Raw genomic sequence first — 15,823 nt, forward strand, 5'->3', positions numbered from 1 at the left:
CGCTATGATATCATGCCCTCATGTTCGAGAGCGCGGAGATCGGCCGGTCGGTGGGGAAGAAGGACTACGCGCGGCGCATCGAGGCGCTGCGGACCCGCCTGCTCAAGGCCCAGCACGCCCTGGCCGGCACGCGCCTGCGCCTGGTGCTCGTCGTCGGCGGCGTCGAGGGCGCCGGCAAGACCGAGCTCGCGCGGCGCTTCCTCGAATGGCTCGACCCGCGCGGCCTGCGCGTCGAGGCCTACGGCGACCCCTCCGACGAGGAGAACGAGCGCCCCGAGTACTGGCGCTACTGGCGCACCCTCCCCGCCTCCGGGCAGGGCGCCATCCTGGTCGGCTCGTGGTACACCCGGCCCATCGTGGAGCGCGTCTTCAAGAAGACCGGCTCCGGCGGCTTCGACGGAGCGCTCGACCGCGCGATGGCCTTCGAGGCGATGCTCCTGCGCGAGGACACGGTGCTCGTCAAGCTCTGGCTGCACCTCTCCAAGAAGGAGCAGCGCCGCCGCTTCAAGGAGCTCGAGGAGTCGCCGGAGACCTCCTGGCGCGTCACGAAGCAGGACTGGGCCTTCTCCAAGAAGTACGACCGCTTCCGAGAGGTCTGCGAGCGGGCGCTGGCCAAGACCGGCACCCCGGAAGCGCCCTGGACCGTCGTCGAAGCCACCGACCGCCGCTACCGCGACCTGGCCTCCTGCGAGGCCGTCCTCGCCGCGCTCGAGGCGGGCTTGAAGCGCGCCGGCGCGCCCGCGCCGAAGACGGCGCCCGAGAAGGGAAAGCCGCCGAAGGTCTCGGTGCTCTCGCGCCTCGACCTCTCGCTCAAGGCGAAGGACGGCTACGAGGGGAAGCTCCTCAAGCAGCAGGGCCGCATCGCGCGCCTGGCCCGGCGCCTGCGCGAGGAGCGTCGCTCGCTCATCTGCGCCTTCGAGGGCGTCGACGCCGCGGGGAAAGGAGGAGCCATCCGCCGCCTGCTCGGCGCCGTGGACGTGCGCAACGCGCGCGTCATGCCCGTCGCCGCGCCCAGCGACGAGGAGCGCGCGCACCCCTACCTCTGGCGCTTCTGGCGCGAACTGCCCCGCTTCGGGCACGCGACGATCTACGACCGGACCTGGTACGGCCGCGTCCTCGTCGAGCGCGTCGAGGGCTTCTGCCCCGCCGAGGCCTGGAAGCGCGCCTACGGCGAGATCGCGGCCTTCGAGAGCGAGCTCTCCGACGCCGGCGCGATCCTCTGCAAGTTCTGGCTCCAGATCAGCCCCGAGGAGCAGCTGCGCCGCTTCCAGGACCGCGTGAAGACGCCCTTCAAGCAGTACAAGATCACCGAGGACGACTGGCGCAACCGCGAGAAGTGGGCGGCCTACCAGGCCGCGGTCGTGGAGATGATCGAGAAGACGAGCCAGCCCTGCGCGCCGTGGACGCTCGTCGAGGCCGAGGACAAGCGCTGGGCGCGCCTCAAGGTCCTCAAGACCGTCGCCGACCGGCTGGAAGAAGAGCTCGGCTAGGGAGCCCTCTCGAGCTCCTGCTTGACCTCGAGCTCGACGAGCCGGACCTTGACCTTCTCGGCGTCGGCGGCCCCGGGCGCGGCGAGCAGGTAGAGCTTGAGATAGCGGATGGCCTCCGCCGGAGCCCCCAGCTTCTCCTGAACGAGCCCCATGTTGAAGTACGCCTCCCCCCACCAGGGCGCCAGGCGCAGGGCGCCCTCCAGCTCGGCCGCCGCCTTCGCGAAGCCCGCGCGGTCCTGGGCGAACTTGAGGAAGGCCTGCGCGCGCTGGGACATGCGCACCGCCTCCTCAGGCACCGGCGGCGGGGCGGACGCCGCGCTGCGGAGGAGCTTCTCGCGCACGCGCGTCTCCGGCTCGCTGCCCGCGGGGCACTTCTTCAAGGCCTCCAGGTAGCTCCCGACGGCCTTGGCCCCGTCGCCGGCCGCGGCCGCCGCGTCCCCGTCCTTCTCGGCGGCCTCGATCGCCGAGCCGCTGGCGGCCAGCTCCGCCAGGATCTGCGCGCCGCGCTCCTGCTCAGCGGCAGACTTCGCTTTCCGCTCCTTGAGCTCCGCCTTGATGCGCTCGGCGTCCCGCATCATCGCGACGACCTCGCGGCTGCAGGCGTCCTTGTCCATCGCCCAATATTCCAGCGTCGTACGGGAGATCCCCGGAGCGTCGACGTTCGCACCCGCCTCGATCAGCATCCTCGCGATCTTCTTCGACTCCTCGTCGCAGGGCTGATGGCGATGGAGCCACAGCAGCGGCCCCCCGTGATCGTACGCCAGATTGCCGGAGGTGGCGTTCACGTCCGCCCCGCGCTCGAGGAGGAGCTTCACGGTCTCCGTGTGTCCGCCCGCGGCGGCCTCATGGAGAGGGGTCTGGAAGAACTTCATCGTCGCCGACGCGTTGACGTTGCCGCCGCTGTCGAGCATCCGGCGCACCTTCGCGGTGTCGCCGCGCTGCGCGGCATAGTGTATGGGCAGCGCGCAGCCCGAGGAAAGAAGGAGGCCGCAGAGCGCCGGGAGCGCCGTCAGGTTCAGGATTCGGGTCATGCCGTCCTCTCGTTCATGAAGGGATCCGCGTCCGCGGGAGTATGACAAATTCGGCGTTCTCCGGAGAAACGCCTTTTGCTAGCATCCGCAGATGAGCCGCGCCGCGCTCCTCCTCGCCCTGCTCCTGGCCGCGCCGCGCCCCGCAGCGGCGGGCTGCACCCTCTCCCGGACCTGCACCGCCGCCTCCCGCGCCGGCTCGATGTCGCAGGCGTATCCCGACAAAGCGAGCTGCCTCCGCGACGAGGCGAGCGCCAACCGGCAATACCCGGGCTGCACCTACACCTGCCGCTGCACCGACGCGGGCGCCTCTTCAGGCTCCGGCGGCTACGGCGGAGGCTCGAGCGTCGGCGGCGGCTTCGACCCCGGCCAGGAGCTGCTGCTGCAGGGGAGCTACGCGCTCGGGCAGGCCATCGGCGCGGCCCTCATGGGCGGAGGCCGCGACTCCGCCGCGGAAGCCGCCGCGCGCGAACGCCGGAGGCTGGAGAGCGAGGAGCAGGAGCGGCTCGAGCGCGAGCGCGCCGAGGAGCGGCGCCGCGCCTTCGAAGCCGACAAGACGGAGCTCCTCGGGGAGATCAAGGGCGGGGGCTCCGCGTCGTACGACCTGGACTTCAAGGGCGGGGGCGGCGGAGGAGGGAGCGGCGGAGACTCCCCCGAGCTCAGCTTCAAGGAGTACCACGACCGCGAGAGAGAACGGCTCGCGACCCTCAAGAAGCTCGCGCACGACGCGGTGACGGTCGTCCAGAAGTCCGTCCTCGACTGGTGCAAGCTCCACCCCCCGCTCTACCCGAGCCGCTCGGGAGCGACCGACGACGAGTCCTACCGGAGCCGGCTCGACGCCTACAACGTCCGCCAGCGGGCGTGGAAGGAGTACTGCGAGCAGGACTTCTCGGAGGTCGAGACCATCACTTTCTCGAGCCTCGCGAAGGGAGGGAGCCTCGCTTTCCATGCGGACTGCTTCGGCGCCTTCCAAAAGGGATCGGCCGCCTGTTCGAATCACTCGACGGCGCTGGGGAACTCGGACTGCATCACCCGCGCCCTGCAGTCCTACGCCAAGTGCCCGGGACCGGCCGTCCCGGTGACCCCCGCGCCCGCCGCGGCGCCGACGCCTTCGAAGTAGTCCCCCGCGCGTTTGGTATCATGCGGCCTGCGCGCTCCGGCGCGCGGGAGAACCTCATGAAGAACGCCGCCCTCCTCCGCCTCCCCCTTCTCGCCGCCCTGTTCGGATCCATGACCCTTCCGGCCGCCGCGCAGAACGCCGCGAAGACTCCCGCCGCGCCCACGCGCAAGGGCGCCGCGTCTTCGGCGCAGTTCTGGCTGACCGAGGCCGACAAGTCCGTCCTCTTCGCGCGCCAGGCCGACCTGGAGGCCGGCGGCGCGGAGCCGGAGGCGCTCCTCACGGTGGACGGCAAGAAGAGCTACCAGTCCATGGAGGGCTTCGGCTTCTGCCTCACCGGCGGCAGCGCCATGCTCATCGGCCGCATGTCCTCCGCCGCGCGCGCGGCCCTGCTCAAGGAGCTCTTCTCTCCGGAGGAAGGCATCGGCGTCAGCTACCTGCGGGTGAGCGTCGGCGCCTCCGACCTCGACGAACGCGTCTTCAGCTACGACGACCTTCCGGCCGGGCAGACCGACCCCACGCTCGCGAAGTTCTCCCTGGACCCCGACCGCGAGCATCTCATCCCCGTCCTCAAGGAGATCCTGGCGATCGTGCCCGACCTCAAGATCATGGCCTCGCCCTGGTCGCCCCCCCCGTGGATGAAGGACAACGGCAGCCCCATCGGCGGGAGTCTGCGTCCCGAGTTCCGCGCGGCCTATGCCGCCTACCTCGTCAAGTACCTGCGGGAGATGGCGTCCGAGGGCGTCCGCATCGACGCGCTCACCATCCAGAACGAGCCGCTCCACCCCAAGAACAACCCGAGCCTCTTCATGAGCGCGGCCGAGCAGGCGCTCTTCCTCCGCGACCACCTGGGGCCCGCCGTCGCGGCCGCGAAGCTTCCCGTGAAGCTCATCGTCTACGACCACAACGCGGACCGCATCGACTACCCGCTCGAGGTCCTCGCCGACCAGGGGGCGCGGCGCTACGCGGCCGGCTCGGCCTTCCACCTCTACGGCGGGACCATCGAGCAGCTCTCGAAGGTGCACGACGCGCACCCCGACAAGGACCTCTACTTCACCGAGCAGTGGATCGGAGCCCCCGGGCATTTCGCCGAGGACCTCGCCTGGCACGTCGACCAGCTCATGATCGGCGCGCCCAGGAACTGGTGCCGGACCGTGCTCGAGTGGAACCTCGCCGCCGACCCGCGCCAGGACCCCCACACCGACAAGGGCGGCTGCGACCGGTGTCTCGGAGGCGTCACCCTCGCCGGCGACGAGGTCGTCCGCAACCCCGCGTACTACATCGTCGCGCATGCCAGCAAGTTCGTGCGGCCGGGCTCGGTGCGGGTCGCGTCCGCCTCGTCGGACACCCTGCGCAGCGTCGCCTACCGCACGCCCGACGGGCGCTTCGTCCTCGTCGCGCGCAACGGCGGAGCTTCCGCGCGGAGCTTCGGCATCCGGCAGGACGGGAAGCTCTTCCGCGCGCGCCTGAACGCCGGCGCCGTCGGCACCTTCGTCTGGTAAGCAGGGAATCCCTGCGGCATACGTGCGGGATCAGAGACCGGGGATCTTCTACCGGAGATTCCCGACACGACGGAGGACGGAGAGGATCGCGGCGCGATCCTTGGATACGGGGCGGCCGTCCTTCTCCGTCTTCCCCGAACGGAAGCCCGAGTTGGCGTCGAGCAGGTCGGCGCCGGTGAGCTCCAGCGCCTCTTTCGCGTTCTCCGGCCGGATCCCCCCCGCCAGCGCCACGGGCTTGCCGGTCTTCCGATGGACCTCGTCGATGACCGCCCGGGCCGCGTCCCAGTCCCCGACCAGGCCCGTTCCCCCGATCCGGTCGTGCGCGAGGTCGGCGACGTCGAGGAGAAGGCCGTCGATGTACGGCTGCTGCGCGTAGCGCAGCGCCGCGGCCGTCAGGTCCGAAAGGTTCCGCTCGTCCCCCGGCCTCGGGATGTGGAGCGCCTTGAGGATCTGCACCTGCGGATAGGCCTCCTTCACCCTGCGGATCGCGTCCAAAGGCATGTCGTCGTGGATCTGGAGGATGTCGGGAGCCGAAGCGGCGCCGCGCGAGATCCTCTCGACCATGCGGATGAGGGCGCCGGCGTTGCGATGATGGGTCACGAAGGCGACCCGGACCGGGACGCCCAGCCGGCTCGCGCGCTCGCGCAGATAAGCGAGGAGGTCCGCGGCGGCCGGAGCGGAAAGCTCCTGATTCGAGGCGTGGAACAGGCCGACGAGGAAGCCGACGATGAGCCCGTCGGTCTTCGCCGCCTTCGCGGCGCCCAGGGCGGCGCGCACGCCGGCCTTGTCGGTGACCCCGCAGACTTTCACGCCGGAGGCGGTCCCGAGGGCGGAGGCGCGTTCGAGCGTCGAGGGCGCGGCCGAGACGACGCCCGCCTGCCCCCTCTCCCGCCTGCGGGAGAGGGATGGGGAGAGGGGCAGCGGCTGCGGTCCAGCGGACGCTGCCGGGCTCGAGTCGGAGCCTTCTCCGGTGAGGACCTTCTCGAGCTGCTCGCCGACGGCATGGACGTCGGCGGCGGAGGCCTCGGCCGGGAGCTCGGAGAGCTCGCGGGAAAGCGCCTTCCCCTGCGCGGAGAGCCCCGCGACCTTCGCCGCCTGGACCTCGGCCGCAGGGACCTGGGCGGCTGAGTGGGACTGGACCTTCGGCGCGGGTCCGACGACGGGCAGCGCGGGGACGGCGAGTTGGGCCGGGAGGTTCACGCCGACGATGGCCGTACCGAGGCCTGGGAGAGCCGTCGAAACGGGCGCGAGCGCCGCGACGCCCTCGGGGGCCCTCCCCACGCGCACGTTCTGTGCGCCGAGCGGGGCGCAAAGGAAGAGCGCGAACAGCGGGACGAAAAGGGTTCCCGGGCGCTTCACGCGTATAGTATGCGCGCGGGCGAGCGCGCGCGCATGCGCCGGAGGTCCCAGACTCGGCCGCGCCGCAGGCCCCCTGCGGCGTGGGCCCTTCGTCCGTTCGCGTCGCGCCTCGCGCAGGCGTATAATCGAGTCTGCGGAGCGCGGGCGGGGCCGGGGAGCCCCATTGTGAACGAACGCTCGTTCATGTGCTATAATAAAGAAGGACCGGGAACCTCCCCCCCGCGGGCCGAGGACCCGGAGCCGAATCGGACATCGGAGGCGCATCGAAATGGATATCAAAGGCAGCGTAGCCGTCGTGACGGGCGGAGCCAACGGCATCGGCGAGGCCGTCGTCCGCTATCTGGCGAAGGCCGGGGCGAAGGTCGCGGTCGTGGACATGTCCCAGAAGGACATCGACCGCGTGGTCGGCGAGCTGAAGGCCATGGGCGCGCAGGCCGTCGGCGTCAACGCCAACGTGACGAGCGAGGCGGACACCGCACGCTTCATCAAGACCGCCATCGACGCCTTCGGGAAGCTCAACATCGTCGTCGCCTGCGCCGGCATCATCCGCGACGGCACGATGCTCAACCTCGACAAGGAGACCGGCAAGGTCTCCCGCAAGCTGTCCTTCGACAAGTGGCAGGCCGTCATCGACGTCAACCTGACCGGGACCTTCCTCACCGTCCGCGACAGCGCGGAGGCCATGGTCAACGGCGGCTGGCCCGGCGTCATCATCCCCATCTCCTCGATCAACAAGGTCGGGCAGGTGGGACAGCTCAACTACTCCTCGACCAAGATCGCCGACGCCCTGCTGCCCAAGATCGTCATCGGCGAGTTCCAGATGAGGGGCATCAAGAACATCCGCTGCGTGGCCGTCGCGCCCGGCTACACGGCCACCCCCCTCCTCAAGGGCATGAACCAGGACGCCCTGAAGGCCATCGTGGCCGACGTGCACCTGGGCCGGCTCGTGGAACCCGAGGAGATCGCCTCCCTCATCGGCCACTGCGTCACCAACGAGGCGATGAACGCCACGACCATCGAGATCACGGGCGGCCTCTGCTACCCGAAAGGCATCGCGAAGTAACGGCCAAGAGCCGAGAGGACAACGACCATGAGCAAAGCCAGCATCATCGGAGCGTACAACACGGAGTTCGGCGTCTTCGTCAAGAAGGACCCGGCCACGGGCCTCCTGACGGACACGAAGACCTACTACGACCTGCTCGTCGAGGCGGGCCGCGGAGCGATCAAGGACGCGGGCCTGGAAGCCAAGGACATCGACGCGGTCTACGTCGGTTCCTGCTCCCCCTCCTCCTTCCTTAACCAGGAGCACGTGGCGCCGCTCGCCGCCGAGATCGACCCGGCCCTGCGCTTCAAGCCGATGACCCGCACCGAGTGCGCCTGCGCCTCTTCCAGCGTGGCGCTCTACGACGCGGTCTACGCGATCGAGTCCGGACGCTTCAAGCACATCCTCGTCGTCGGCGTCGAGAAGATGAACCTCCTGCCGACCCCGCAGATGACCCACGTGCTCGCCTGCTGCTCGCACTGGCCCAGCGAGGGCTCGCGCGGGATGTCGTTCCCCATGCTCTTCGCGGAGTACGCGAAGGGCTATCAGGCGCATCACAAGATCAGCGACGAAGACCTCGAGAAGATGCTCTTCACCGTCGGCGCGCTCGGCTACAAGAACGGCGCCGAGAACCCGCTGGCCCAGGCGAAGAAGGGCCCGGCGACGATCGAGGCCCTCAAGGCCCTCTGCCAGCCCGACGAGCGCGGCCGCTCGAAGAACATGATGATCGCCAAGCCCCTGCGCCTGCACGACTGCTCGCTGGTCTCCGACGGCGCCGCGGCGCTGGTGGTCACCACGACCGCGAACGCGAAGACCCGCAAGAAGGCCGCCGAGATCGCGGGCATCGGGCATTCCGTCGAGCGCCTGCCCATCAACGTGCGCCCCAACATGCACGAGCTCATGGGCGGCAAGGATGCCGCGCGCAAGGCGTACGCCGAGGCCGGCATCGGGGCCTCCGACGTCGACTTCGCCGAGGTGCACGACTGCTTCACCATCAACCAGATCCTCTCCACCGAGGCGCTGGGCTTCTCCAAGGACGGTCGGGCGGGCTACGACTACATCGACGGGCGCTTCACCCGCGACGACAAGGTCGCGGTGAACCTCTCGGGCGGCCTCAAGTCCAAGGGCCATCCCGTCGGGGCCACCGGGGCCTCGATGCACGCGCTCATCTACAAGCAGCTCGTCGGCGAGGCCATCGGCGTGAAGGCGAAGAAGGCCGACATCGGCGTGGCCTTCAACGTCGGCGGCTCCTCGGTCACCAACTGCGTCACCGTCATGAAGAGGCTCAAGTGAGCCCCGCGGTCCTGACGGCCGAGAAGGAGCTCGTCTACAACGACATGTCCTTCACGCTCAGGAAGGGCGCGAAGGGCTGGGACATCGAGTACACGAAGGGGAAGACGACCGGGACGCTCGGCACCGGCCTCTTCGAGGGCGCCCCGGAGGAGGAAGCGCGGACGAAGGCGCTCGTCGTCATCCGCGACGCCTTCCCGGTCGGGGTGAAGATCGTCGGGCCGGACGTCAACCACTCGACCCGCGTCGGGGACCTCAAGCTCGTCCCCCCCGACGTCACCCATCCGAACTTCATCCATTGGGATAAAGATAGCGTTCTTCCCTAATCCCTCCCCCACGGGGAGGGCAGGGTGGGGGCGAGCTGCCGTTGCACGCTCCTAGCGCCGAAGGCAGCAGGGCAGGGTGGGGGCGAGCTGCCGTTGCACGCTCCTAGCGCTGAAGGCGGCAGGGCAGGGTGGGGGCGAGCTGCCATTGCACGCTCCTAGCGCCGAAGGCGGCAGGGCAGGGTGGGGGCGAGCTGCCATTGCACGCTCCTAGCGCCGAAGGCGGCAGGGCAGGGTGGGGGCGAGCCCCACAACAGACAAAGAAGCGGCCCGGCGGGAATCTCTCGCCGGGCCGCTTCATTCCCCCCTCTCCCGCTTGCGGGCGTCCGCCATTCGTGTCGCGGACCTGGCGCACATCTCCCCTCTCCAGCTTGCGGGAGAGGGAGAGGGTGAGGGGCCGCAACCCTCCGACGCCATCCTCGACTTGGCCGCGATCGAGGCCCAGCCGCTCTGAGCCGGGCCGGCCCTTGACTAAGTATACACTTCCGCGTATACTCCAGGGGAGAGGGGAACCATGATCCGCTACGTAAACCTGAAGGACCTTCGCCCGAAGCTGCCCAAGGTCATGGAGGCGGTCCACTGCCGGCTCGACCGCTACGTCGTGACCAAGCGCGGCAAGCCCGTCGCCGTCGTCATCAGCCCGGACGACTACGAAGGGATGCTGGAAACGCTCGACATCCTCGAGGACAAAGCCGGACTCCAGCGCCTCCGCCGGGCCAAGCGGGAGGCGAAAGACGGCCGCACCCGCTCCCTGGCGGACATCCGCCGCGACCTCGGCCGTGCATAACATAGAGCTTACCCGCACCGCCGAAGAAACCTACCGCTGGCTCTCCGCGAAGGACCGGCGTCTCTTCGAGCGCATCGACGCGGCCCTGGACGCCCTCGCCCAAGACCCTCTGCAAGGGAAACCCCTGAAGGGCGCTCTGAGCGGAGACCGCTCCTATCGCGTCGGCAGCTATCGCATCATCTACACGATCCAGCATAACCGGCTGGTCGTCTTGATCCTCGACATCGGCCACCGCCGAGAGATCTACCGATAGGCTTATTACCCAAAGAACGAACGACCCCGCGGACAAGGCCGCGGGGTCGCTTGTTTACGCCCTGCTTCGTCGAAGTCTACTTCGAGGCGGGAGCCGGTGCCGGAATGGCGTCAGCGCAGCTCGGCGGCGAGGGCGGACGCCTTGTCGATCTTGCCGAGAAGCTCGGTCCAGACGGGGACGGTCTTCGCCTTCCAGGCCGCCTCCTCCGCGTTCTTGGGCTCATAGCCCTGGAGCTTGGCGAGGTGCTTGGCGAGGATGTCGCGCGCGTAGCGCAGATCGGAGCCGACGTAGCCGGCGGTCGCCCGGACGCCGCGTCCGGTCGAGAGTTCGGCGGAGTCCGTGACGGCCTCGGTCAGGTGACCGGCGTGGCTGCTCTTCGCGTAGCCGACCCCCGGCCCGAGGAGCTGTATCCGGCCGTCAATCCCGATGTGCTGACCCATCTGGATGCCGAAATTCACGCCCGCGGATTCGGGCTCGGCCATCCACTCGAAGGCCGTCTTGACCGAGAGGTTGTAGCCCCATTTGTCGAGGACGAGGCGCCCGGCGACCGGGTCCTTCGCGTACTCCACCGTCAGCGCGGCGGCCTGCGCGTGCGCTTCGACGAGGAGGCCCTGCAGGCGGGACACCTTCGAGTCCTGTATGGACTGCGCGGCGGTCTCCGAGACTTCGAGGACCTGGGCGTCCCAGGACTGCGCGGCGAGCGGGGACGACAAGCCGACGACGATGCAGAGCGTTTTCAGCATACTCTGAGTGTAGCGGAATCCCCCCCGCGGCGGATGAAGCGAAAGGCCTACCGCCCCCCCCTTTTTTCGACCCATTGGCGCTTAGGACCCCGGCGCGGAGGCGGCCGCTTTTCCTTTTGAAGTATCATAGTCCCATGATGAATACCCTTTCCCTCCTGCTGGCGCATCTCCTCCCCAGCCTCGCCGCCGCGCTGGGCCTGGCGCTCCTGCTGGGCGCCCTTCGGCGGGCGCTCAAGCCCGCGCTCGAGGAAGGGGCGCAGGCCCTGGTGGGCATCTCCGTCGCCTTCGTCTCCATGATCTTCGCCTTCATCCTGGGCTTCACTCTCGTGAACCTCTGGGGGAACTACGCGGCCGCGGAGAGCGTGGTGCAGGAGGAGGCCAACGAGGTCCGAGCCATCTACCGGGTGGCGGGCTTCATGCCGGGCGGCGAGCGCCTGCATGCCCTGCTCAAGGACTACGCGGGAAGCATCGCGAAGGACGAATGGCCGGCCATGCGCCGCGGCGAAGCGAGCCCGGAGTCCGACCGCCTCAAGAACGAGGTCTGGCGCGAGACGCTCTCGCTCGTGTCCAAGGGCCGCGGCAGCGCCGTCATGTCCTCCGAGGTCCTCGACTGCCTCGTGCGCATGAACCACGCCCGCCGCAAGCGGCTGAGCATGACGGAGAGCGCGCTGCACCCGCTGCTCCTGCTGGCCCTGGCCGTCACGGGAACCTCCACCTTCATCGGCCTGCTCCTCGTCGGGGTGAAGAACCGGCGCGTGCAGTTCCTCGTGGACACGCTCGTGGCTCTCTGCATCGCCCTCAACGTCAACTTGCTCCTCTCCCTGGACCGGCCCTTCTCCGGCACGGGGTTCACCGTCTCGAACGACGCGTTCTCGACGCTCGCCGACCGCATGAACGCGGACGCGCCGTAGCGGTGCCTGCGGCAGCGGTGCCTGTCACTCTCCTAATGGGAGTGACGGGCACCGGACTGGGTCTTTCGACCCCTCCGCGCAGCGGCCGGAAGCCTCTGTCGGCGCCGACGAGGGCGGGGTATCCTTTACCCGCTATGAGAACCACCGCCTTCTCCGCGTTCCTCCTGCTCGCCCTTTCCTGTCCCGGCCTGGGACAGACCGTCCGCGGCGTCCAGCGGAAGGCCTGCAAGCCGTGGCTGCTCGCCGCGACGCTCTCCTCCGGCCGCCTCCGGGTCTCCCAGGCCGTCGAGCATGCCTGCACCCCGGAGAACGACGGGCTCTGGCGGGTGAAGTACGGCTTCGAGGACGCCTCGGGCCGCTGGGAGTACGCCTATGACGCGGCGACGGAGACCGAGGCGGCTCAGGTCAAGCGCCTGGCGCTCGAAGGCCTCTCGCAGAAGCAGGCGGACCTGGTCGTCGGAGAGCTCTCCACGGCCGTGAAGAGCTGGAAGGAAGATCCTGGCGCGGAGAAGGAAGCCGCCGTCCGGGAGCTCTTCCGCCGGCTTCTGTCGGACTAGCCCCACTACTTCCCGACCTTCAGCTCGAACACGCTCGACCAGCGCTTGCCCGTCACGAACAAGCGCCCGGAGCCGGGATCGTACGCGATCCCGTTGAGCACGTCGTTCTCGTCGGCTGCCCGTGCGCCCGGCCCCTGGATGCCGGTCAGGTCCAGATAGCCCGTCACGCGGCCCGAGACGGGATCGATCATGACGATGTAGTTCGTGAACCAGACGTTGGCCCAGACCCTCCCGTCGATGTACTCGAGCTCGTTGAGCGCCGCCAGCGGCTTCCCGTCGACCATCACCTGGACGCTGCCCTGGGACTGGAAGGTCGCGGGGTCGCGGAAGGTCAGCGTGCAGCTCCCGTCGCTCATGATGAGGCGCTTCCCGTCGAAAGCGAGGCCCCAGCCCTCTCCCCGGTAGCGATGCTCCCCGAGCAGTTCGAAGGTGTCGGCGTCGTAGACGAAGGCGCGCCCCTCTTTGTAGGTCAGTTGGACGAGGGTGTCGCCCACCAGGGTCATGCCCTCGGCGAACACCTCGTCGGGCGAGGCGGCCGAGCGGCGGACCGCGCCCGTGTTCAGGTCCACCTGCCGCACGACGGACTCTCCCTTGAGCCCGGTCCCCTCGTAGAGATAGCCGTCGCGCCAGAGCAGGCCTTCCGTGAACGCGCGGGGATCGTGCGGGTAGGCCTTCATGACCGTGTACGGGGTCGGCGTCAGGCCGCTCAGGAGGGCCCTGATCTTCTCCGCATCCGGCGCCGTGGAGCTGAAGGAGCCCGGCTCCTGGACCGGCGCGAGGATCTGCGCCTGCGCCGCCGCCGGGACCCCGAGCCACCACAGGAGGAGGAGCCGCCTCATGCTCCCAGTATGCGCTGGAGGCGGGTCCGGCGGCTGGGCCGGAGGGGACTTTCCGACGGGGCCTTTGGACCCATACCGGGAACGGCGCCTCCGGAGCCCGTTCCTCAACCGCTGGTTATGCGCAGCCGTTGAAGCGGGCAAAGCGTCCGAGCTCCTCGTCGAACGCGGGGCGGAAGGACTTCTCGTCTTCGGCGCTCAGCTCCAGGTGGAGCCCCCGGACGAGCAGCGTCCGGGCCTCCCGGTCGGCCTTGGCGTCCAGTCGGCCGGCGAAGCGGTCCCCCCAGAGCACGGGGAGGCAGAAGTAGCCGTAGCGCCGCTTCGAAGCGGGCAGGTAGCACTCGATCTGGTAGTCGAAGCCGAAGAGCCGCTTGAGCCGCGCGCGCTGGATGACGAGGTTGTCGAAGGGCGAGAGGATGCGGACCGCGGCCGGGCGCTTTTCGGTCCGTGCCGCGGGCTTCTCGAGCGTCCCGGCGAGGACGAAGTCGTCCTCGTCCCCGCCCTCCACCCGCACCCGTCGGACCTTCCCGGCCTCCTCGAGCTCGCGCAGGACGGCGCGCACGGCCCGGCGCACGCCGCGGCGCTGATAGCAGAGCTCGGCCTCCGAGGCGAGGCCCTGGGCGCGCAGGCCGGCCTCGACGAGGTGCTGCGCGTACTCCCGCGCGTCGGGCTCGCGAGCGTCGACGCCGGGCGGGAGCACGCGCTCGGTCAGGTCGTAGAGCTTCTGGAAGCCCCGGCGGCCGGCCACCATGAGCACGCCCTCCAGGAAGAGCTGTTCGAGCGCGACCTTGGCGGGCTTCCATTCGAACCATGGCCCGGGCTTCTTCGCCTGCTCGAAGTCCGCGCTGCGCAGGGCCCCTTCCGCCCGGATGCGGTCGAGGACCCAGCCCCGCGCGCGGGAGCTGCGTCGATGCCAGTGCCGGCGGCCGCTGCGGAAGGCCTCCTTCCTCGGCAGGGAGAAGCGGTAGTCGCGCATCGGCAGGTAGGCGGCCGCGTGGCTCCAGTACTCGAAGACGGAGCGCTCGGCGACGAGGGCGTCGAGGTCCGCCGGGGCGTAGCCCGGCGTCCGGCTCCACAGCACATGATGATGCGCGCGCTCGACGACGGAGATGGTGTCGATCTGGACGTAGCCCAGGCGCTCGAGGACGCCGAGCGCGCCGCCGCGGCGCCGGGGGAGACCGGCCTGCGCACCGAGCCCCTGCGCTTCGAGGACGATGCGCCGGGCCTCCGAGAGCTTCACTTCTTCGGGGCCGCCTTGCGGCAGTCGGCGGCGGTCAGCGCGAGCAGGGCCTCCAGCGCGTAGTGGTCGCTGTAGGCGTTGCGGTCGGGATGGGCGCCGTAGACCTTGCCGGAGAGCACCCGCAGCCCCGGGGAGCGCGCGAGGATGTGGTCGAGCTTGAGCGCGGGGTCGAGCGTCGCCCCCGGCGGGGCGGCGAAGTCGTTGAACGTCCCGAGCCCGGGCGCGGCCGCGTTCCAGGACTCCCCTGGAGCGGCGACGGCGCGTATCCCGGCCGTGACGGGGCCCTCGGGCTCGTTCAAGTCGCCGAGCACCATGAAGGCGCAGTCCGCCTTCTGCGCGCCCAGCCACTCGGCGACGGTCCGCCCGTTGGTGAGGCGGGAGGACGCCTCCGTCGAGAAGTGCGTGTTCACCGCGAGCACGCAGCCGCAGCCCTCCTTGAGCTTCAGCCGGGCCCACATGAAGTAGCGGTCCCCCCACTGGTCGGAGCCCGTCAGCTTCATCGTGCCGCTGCCGGAGAGGACGAAGAACGAGCGGTCGAAGAGGAGGCCGAGCTCGCGCGGGCTCGTCAGCAGGACATGGGAGGACTTGAAGCGCGCGCGGACGTCGGCGGCCTGGCGCGCGCTGAGCTCCTGCAGGCCGACGAGCTTCGCGCCGGTCCCCTGGAGCTGTTTGAGGAGCGCCTCCTTACGGGCGTCCCAACCGTTGCCGCGAGGGGCGTCGGAATGGTCGGCGTCGGAGGTGCGCAGGTTGAAGGTCACGGCCTTGAAGCCGACCTGCCGTTCCACCGACGGGCGAGGGGCGGCCGAGGCGAGGGCGCACGACAAGACGAGGAGCGCGAGACAGGGATACGCGGCGGACGCGGGTCTCTTCATGCGCATATCTTAACCCATTGCGAGCCGCGGGAGCCCGTACGACTTCCCGAGCCGTCGGATCCGCTCTCCGTCGCCGGGATGATCGGAGAGGAGCGCCTCCGCGAAGGATCGGATGCGCTCCGACATGGACCGGGGCGCCTCCCTGGAGCGGATGCGCTCCGCGAAGAACTCGACGAGCCAGGCCGGGTCCGTGAGCCAGGCCGCGAAGTGGTCCGCCTCGAGCTCTCGGCCGCGGACGACCCGGAGGCCGAAGAATCCGGCCAGCGTCCACAGGGAGAGGGCTCCGGCGAACCAGGCCGCGGAGAGCCCGAGGGCTCCGAGCGATGCGGCGTGGAGGGACGCCAGAAGGATCGCCTGATAGACCAGCCCCGTCGTTCCGGCGAGGATACCCGCGGAGCCCGCTTCGCGCCTGAAACCTCGGGACACCTCCTTTCGGTTTTGCGCTCTAGCCGGCCTGGTTATCGCTTGCCCCC

The 15,823-nt window shown here is 69.7% G+C and carries 17 protein-coding genes; 10 read left to right on the forward strand and 7 right to left on the reverse strand.

Annotated elements, in window-relative coordinates:
- Positions 1-20 precede the first annotated feature (20 nt).
- Complete coding sequence (pap, locus tag WC969_00400; protein ID MFA6028287.1) at positions 21-1,490, forward strand: polyphosphate:AMP phosphotransferase; 1,470 nt, start codon at positions 21-23, stop codon at positions 1,488-1,490.
- On the opposite strand, the gene WC969_00405 is transcribed toward pap, so the two are convergent.
- On the reverse strand, positions 1,487-2,521 hold the full coding sequence (locus WC969_00405; GenBank protein ID MFA6028288.1) for an ankyrin repeat domain-containing protein: 1,035 nt from the start codon (positions 2,519-2,521) through the stop codon (positions 1,487-1,489). The two genes, pap and WC969_00405, sit on opposite strands and share 4 nt — an antisense overlap.
- A 91-nt stretch (positions 2,522-2,612) precedes the next feature.
- On the opposite strand from WC969_00405, the gene WC969_00410 reads away from it, so the two are divergent.
- Positions 2,613-3,638, forward strand: coding sequence for a hypothetical protein (locus WC969_00410; GenBank protein MFA6028289.1), 1,026 nt, complete (start codon positions 2,613-2,615; stop codon positions 3,636-3,638).
- Positions 3,639-3,694: 56 nt separating this feature from the next.
- Positions 3,695-5,137 carry a glycoside hydrolase family 30 beta sandwich domain-containing protein gene (locus WC969_00415; protein ID MFA6028290.1) on the forward strand — a complete coding sequence of 481 codons (1,443 nt, stop codon included), beginning with the start codon at positions 3,695-3,697 and terminating at the stop codon, positions 5,135-5,137.
- A gap of 48 nt (positions 5,138-5,185) precedes the next feature.
- On the opposite strand, the gene WC969_00420 is transcribed toward WC969_00415, so the two are convergent.
- Positions 5,186-6,496, reverse strand: coding sequence for a hypothetical protein (locus tag WC969_00420; protein ID MFA6028291.1), 1,311 nt, complete (start codon positions 6,494-6,496; stop codon positions 5,186-5,188).
- A gap of 268 nt (positions 6,497-6,764) precedes the next feature.
- Between WC969_00420 and WC969_00425 the strand changes: the two genes are divergently transcribed.
- From WC969_00425 to WC969_00445, 5 genes are all read left to right on the forward strand, one after another.
- Complete coding sequence (locus WC969_00425; GenBank protein ID MFA6028292.1) at positions 6,765-7,559, forward strand: SDR family NAD(P)-dependent oxidoreductase; 795 nt, start codon at positions 6,765-6,767, stop codon at positions 7,557-7,559.
- A 27-nt stretch (positions 7,560-7,586) separates the two neighbouring features.
- Complete coding sequence (locus tag WC969_00430) at positions 7,587-8,831, forward strand: propanoyl-CoA acyltransferase (protein ID MFA6028293.1); 1,245 nt, start codon at positions 7,587-7,589, stop codon at positions 8,829-8,831.
- A complete protein-coding gene (locus tag WC969_00435; GenBank protein MFA6028294.1) occupies positions 8,828-9,154 on the forward strand; it encodes a hypothetical protein in 327 nt (108 codons plus the stop codon). The genes WC969_00430 and WC969_00435 overlap by 4 nt, the downstream gene beginning before the upstream one ends.
- A gap of 511 nt (positions 9,155-9,665) precedes the next feature.
- The gene (locus tag WC969_00440) at positions 9,666-9,938 is read left to right on the forward strand and encodes a type II toxin-antitoxin system Phd/YefM family antitoxin (protein MFA6028295.1); all 273 of its coding nucleotides are present in this window, start codon (positions 9,666-9,668) and stop codon (positions 9,936-9,938) included.
- A complete protein-coding gene (locus tag WC969_00445; protein ID MFA6028296.1) occupies positions 9,931-10,191 on the forward strand; it encodes a type II toxin-antitoxin system RelE/ParE family toxin in 261 nt (86 codons plus the stop codon). Before WC969_00440 ends, WC969_00445 begins: the two co-directional genes overlap by 8 nt.
- Before the next feature lie 110 nt (positions 10,192-10,301).
- On the opposite strand, the gene WC969_00450 is transcribed toward WC969_00445, so the two are convergent.
- A complete protein-coding gene (locus tag WC969_00450; GenBank protein MFA6028297.1) occupies positions 10,302-10,934 on the reverse strand; it encodes a hypothetical protein in 633 nt (210 codons plus the stop codon).
- 134 nt (positions 10,935-11,068) lie between these two features.
- Here WC969_00450 and WC969_00455 point away from each other — a divergent pair, with 134 nt between their 5' ends.
- Positions 11,069-11,845 (forward strand): DUF4239 domain-containing protein, encoded by a 777-nt coding sequence (locus tag WC969_00455; GenBank protein MFA6028298.1) that lies wholly within the window; start codon positions 11,069-11,071, stop codon positions 11,843-11,845.
- Positions 11,846-11,979: 134 nt separating this feature from the next.
- Positions 11,980-12,402: a hypothetical protein gene (locus WC969_00460; GenBank protein MFA6028299.1), complete on the forward strand. Its 423-nt coding sequence runs from the start codon at positions 11,980-11,982 to the stop codon at positions 12,400-12,402.
- A gap of 5 nt (positions 12,403-12,407) precedes the next feature.
- On the opposite strand, the gene WC969_00465 is transcribed toward WC969_00460, so the two are convergent.
- The 4 genes from WC969_00465 to WC969_00480 all read right to left on the reverse strand — a co-directional run bounded on the left by WC969_00465 (position 12,408) and on the right by WC969_00480 (position 15,776).
- Positions 12,408-13,241, reverse strand: coding sequence for a glutaminyl-peptide cyclotransferase (locus WC969_00465; protein MFA6028300.1), 834 nt, complete (start codon positions 13,239-13,241; stop codon positions 12,408-12,410).
- A 115-nt stretch (positions 13,242-13,356) separates the two neighbouring features.
- Positions 13,357-14,478, reverse strand: a complete 1,122-nt coding sequence (locus WC969_00470) for a crosslink repair DNA glycosylase YcaQ family protein (GenBank protein MFA6028301.1) — start codon at positions 14,476-14,478, stop codon at positions 13,357-13,359.
- On the reverse strand, positions 14,475-15,350 hold the full coding sequence (locus WC969_00475; protein MFA6028302.1) for an endonuclease/exonuclease/phosphatase family protein: 876 nt from the start codon (positions 15,348-15,350) through the stop codon (positions 14,475-14,477). Before WC969_00475 ends, WC969_00470 begins: the two co-directional genes overlap by 4 nt.
- 9 nt (positions 15,351-15,359) lie before the next feature.
- Positions 15,360-15,776 (reverse strand): M48 family metalloprotease, encoded by a 417-nt coding sequence (locus WC969_00480; protein MFA6028303.1) that lies wholly within the window; start codon positions 15,774-15,776, stop codon positions 15,360-15,362.
- Positions 15,777-15,823 lie beyond the last annotated feature (47 nt).

The sequence above is a fragment of the Elusimicrobiota bacterium genome, assembly GCA_041660925.1.
Classification (GTDB): Bacteria; Elusimicrobiota; Elusimicrobia; order UBA1565; family UBA1565; genus JBAZUV01.

What these genes read in the sequence shown, in the direction of transcription:
- pap (MFA6028287.1), top strand. Translation starts at nt 21, where the DNA reads ATGTTCGAGAGCGCGGAGATCGGCCGGTCGGTGGGGAAGAAGGACTAC.
- WC969_00405 (MFA6028288.1), bottom strand. Translation starts at nt 2,521, where the DNA reads ATGACCCGAATCCTGAACCTGACGGCGCTCCCGGCGCTCTGCGGCCTC.
- WC969_00410 (MFA6028289.1), top strand. Translation starts at nt 2,613, where the DNA reads ATGAGCCGCGCCGCGCTCCTCCTCGCCCTGCTCCTGGCCGCGCCGCGC.
- WC969_00415 (MFA6028290.1), top strand. Translation starts at nt 3,695, where the DNA reads ATGAAGAACGCCGCCCTCCTCCGCCTCCCCCTTCTCGCCGCCCTGTTC.
- WC969_00425 (MFA6028292.1), top strand. Translation starts at nt 6,765, where the DNA reads ATGGATATCAAAGGCAGCGTAGCCGTCGTGACGGGCGGAGCCAACGGC.
- WC969_00430 (MFA6028293.1), top strand. Translation starts at nt 7,587, where the DNA reads ATGAGCAAAGCCAGCATCATCGGAGCGTACAACACGGAGTTCGGCGTC.
- WC969_00440 (MFA6028295.1), top strand. Translation starts at nt 9,666, where the DNA reads ATGATCCGCTACGTAAACCTGAAGGACCTTCGCCCGAAGCTGCCCAAG.
- WC969_00450 (MFA6028297.1), bottom strand. Translation starts at nt 10,934, where the DNA reads ATGCTGAAAACGCTCTGCATCGTCGTCGGCTTGTCGTCCCCGCTCGCC.
- WC969_00455 (MFA6028298.1), top strand. Translation starts at nt 11,069, where the DNA reads ATGATGAATACCCTTTCCCTCCTGCTGGCGCATCTCCTCCCCAGCCTC.
- WC969_00460 (MFA6028299.1), top strand. Translation starts at nt 11,980, where the DNA reads ATGAGAACCACCGCCTTCTCCGCGTTCCTCCTGCTCGCCCTTTCCTGT.
- WC969_00465 (MFA6028300.1), bottom strand. Translation starts at nt 13,241, where the DNA reads ATGAGGCGGCTCCTCCTCCTGTGGTGGCTCGGGGTCCCGGCGGCGGCG.
- WC969_00475 (MFA6028302.1), bottom strand. Translation starts at nt 15,350, where the DNA reads ATGAAGAGACCCGCGTCCGCCGCGTATCCCTGTCTCGCGCTCCTCGTC.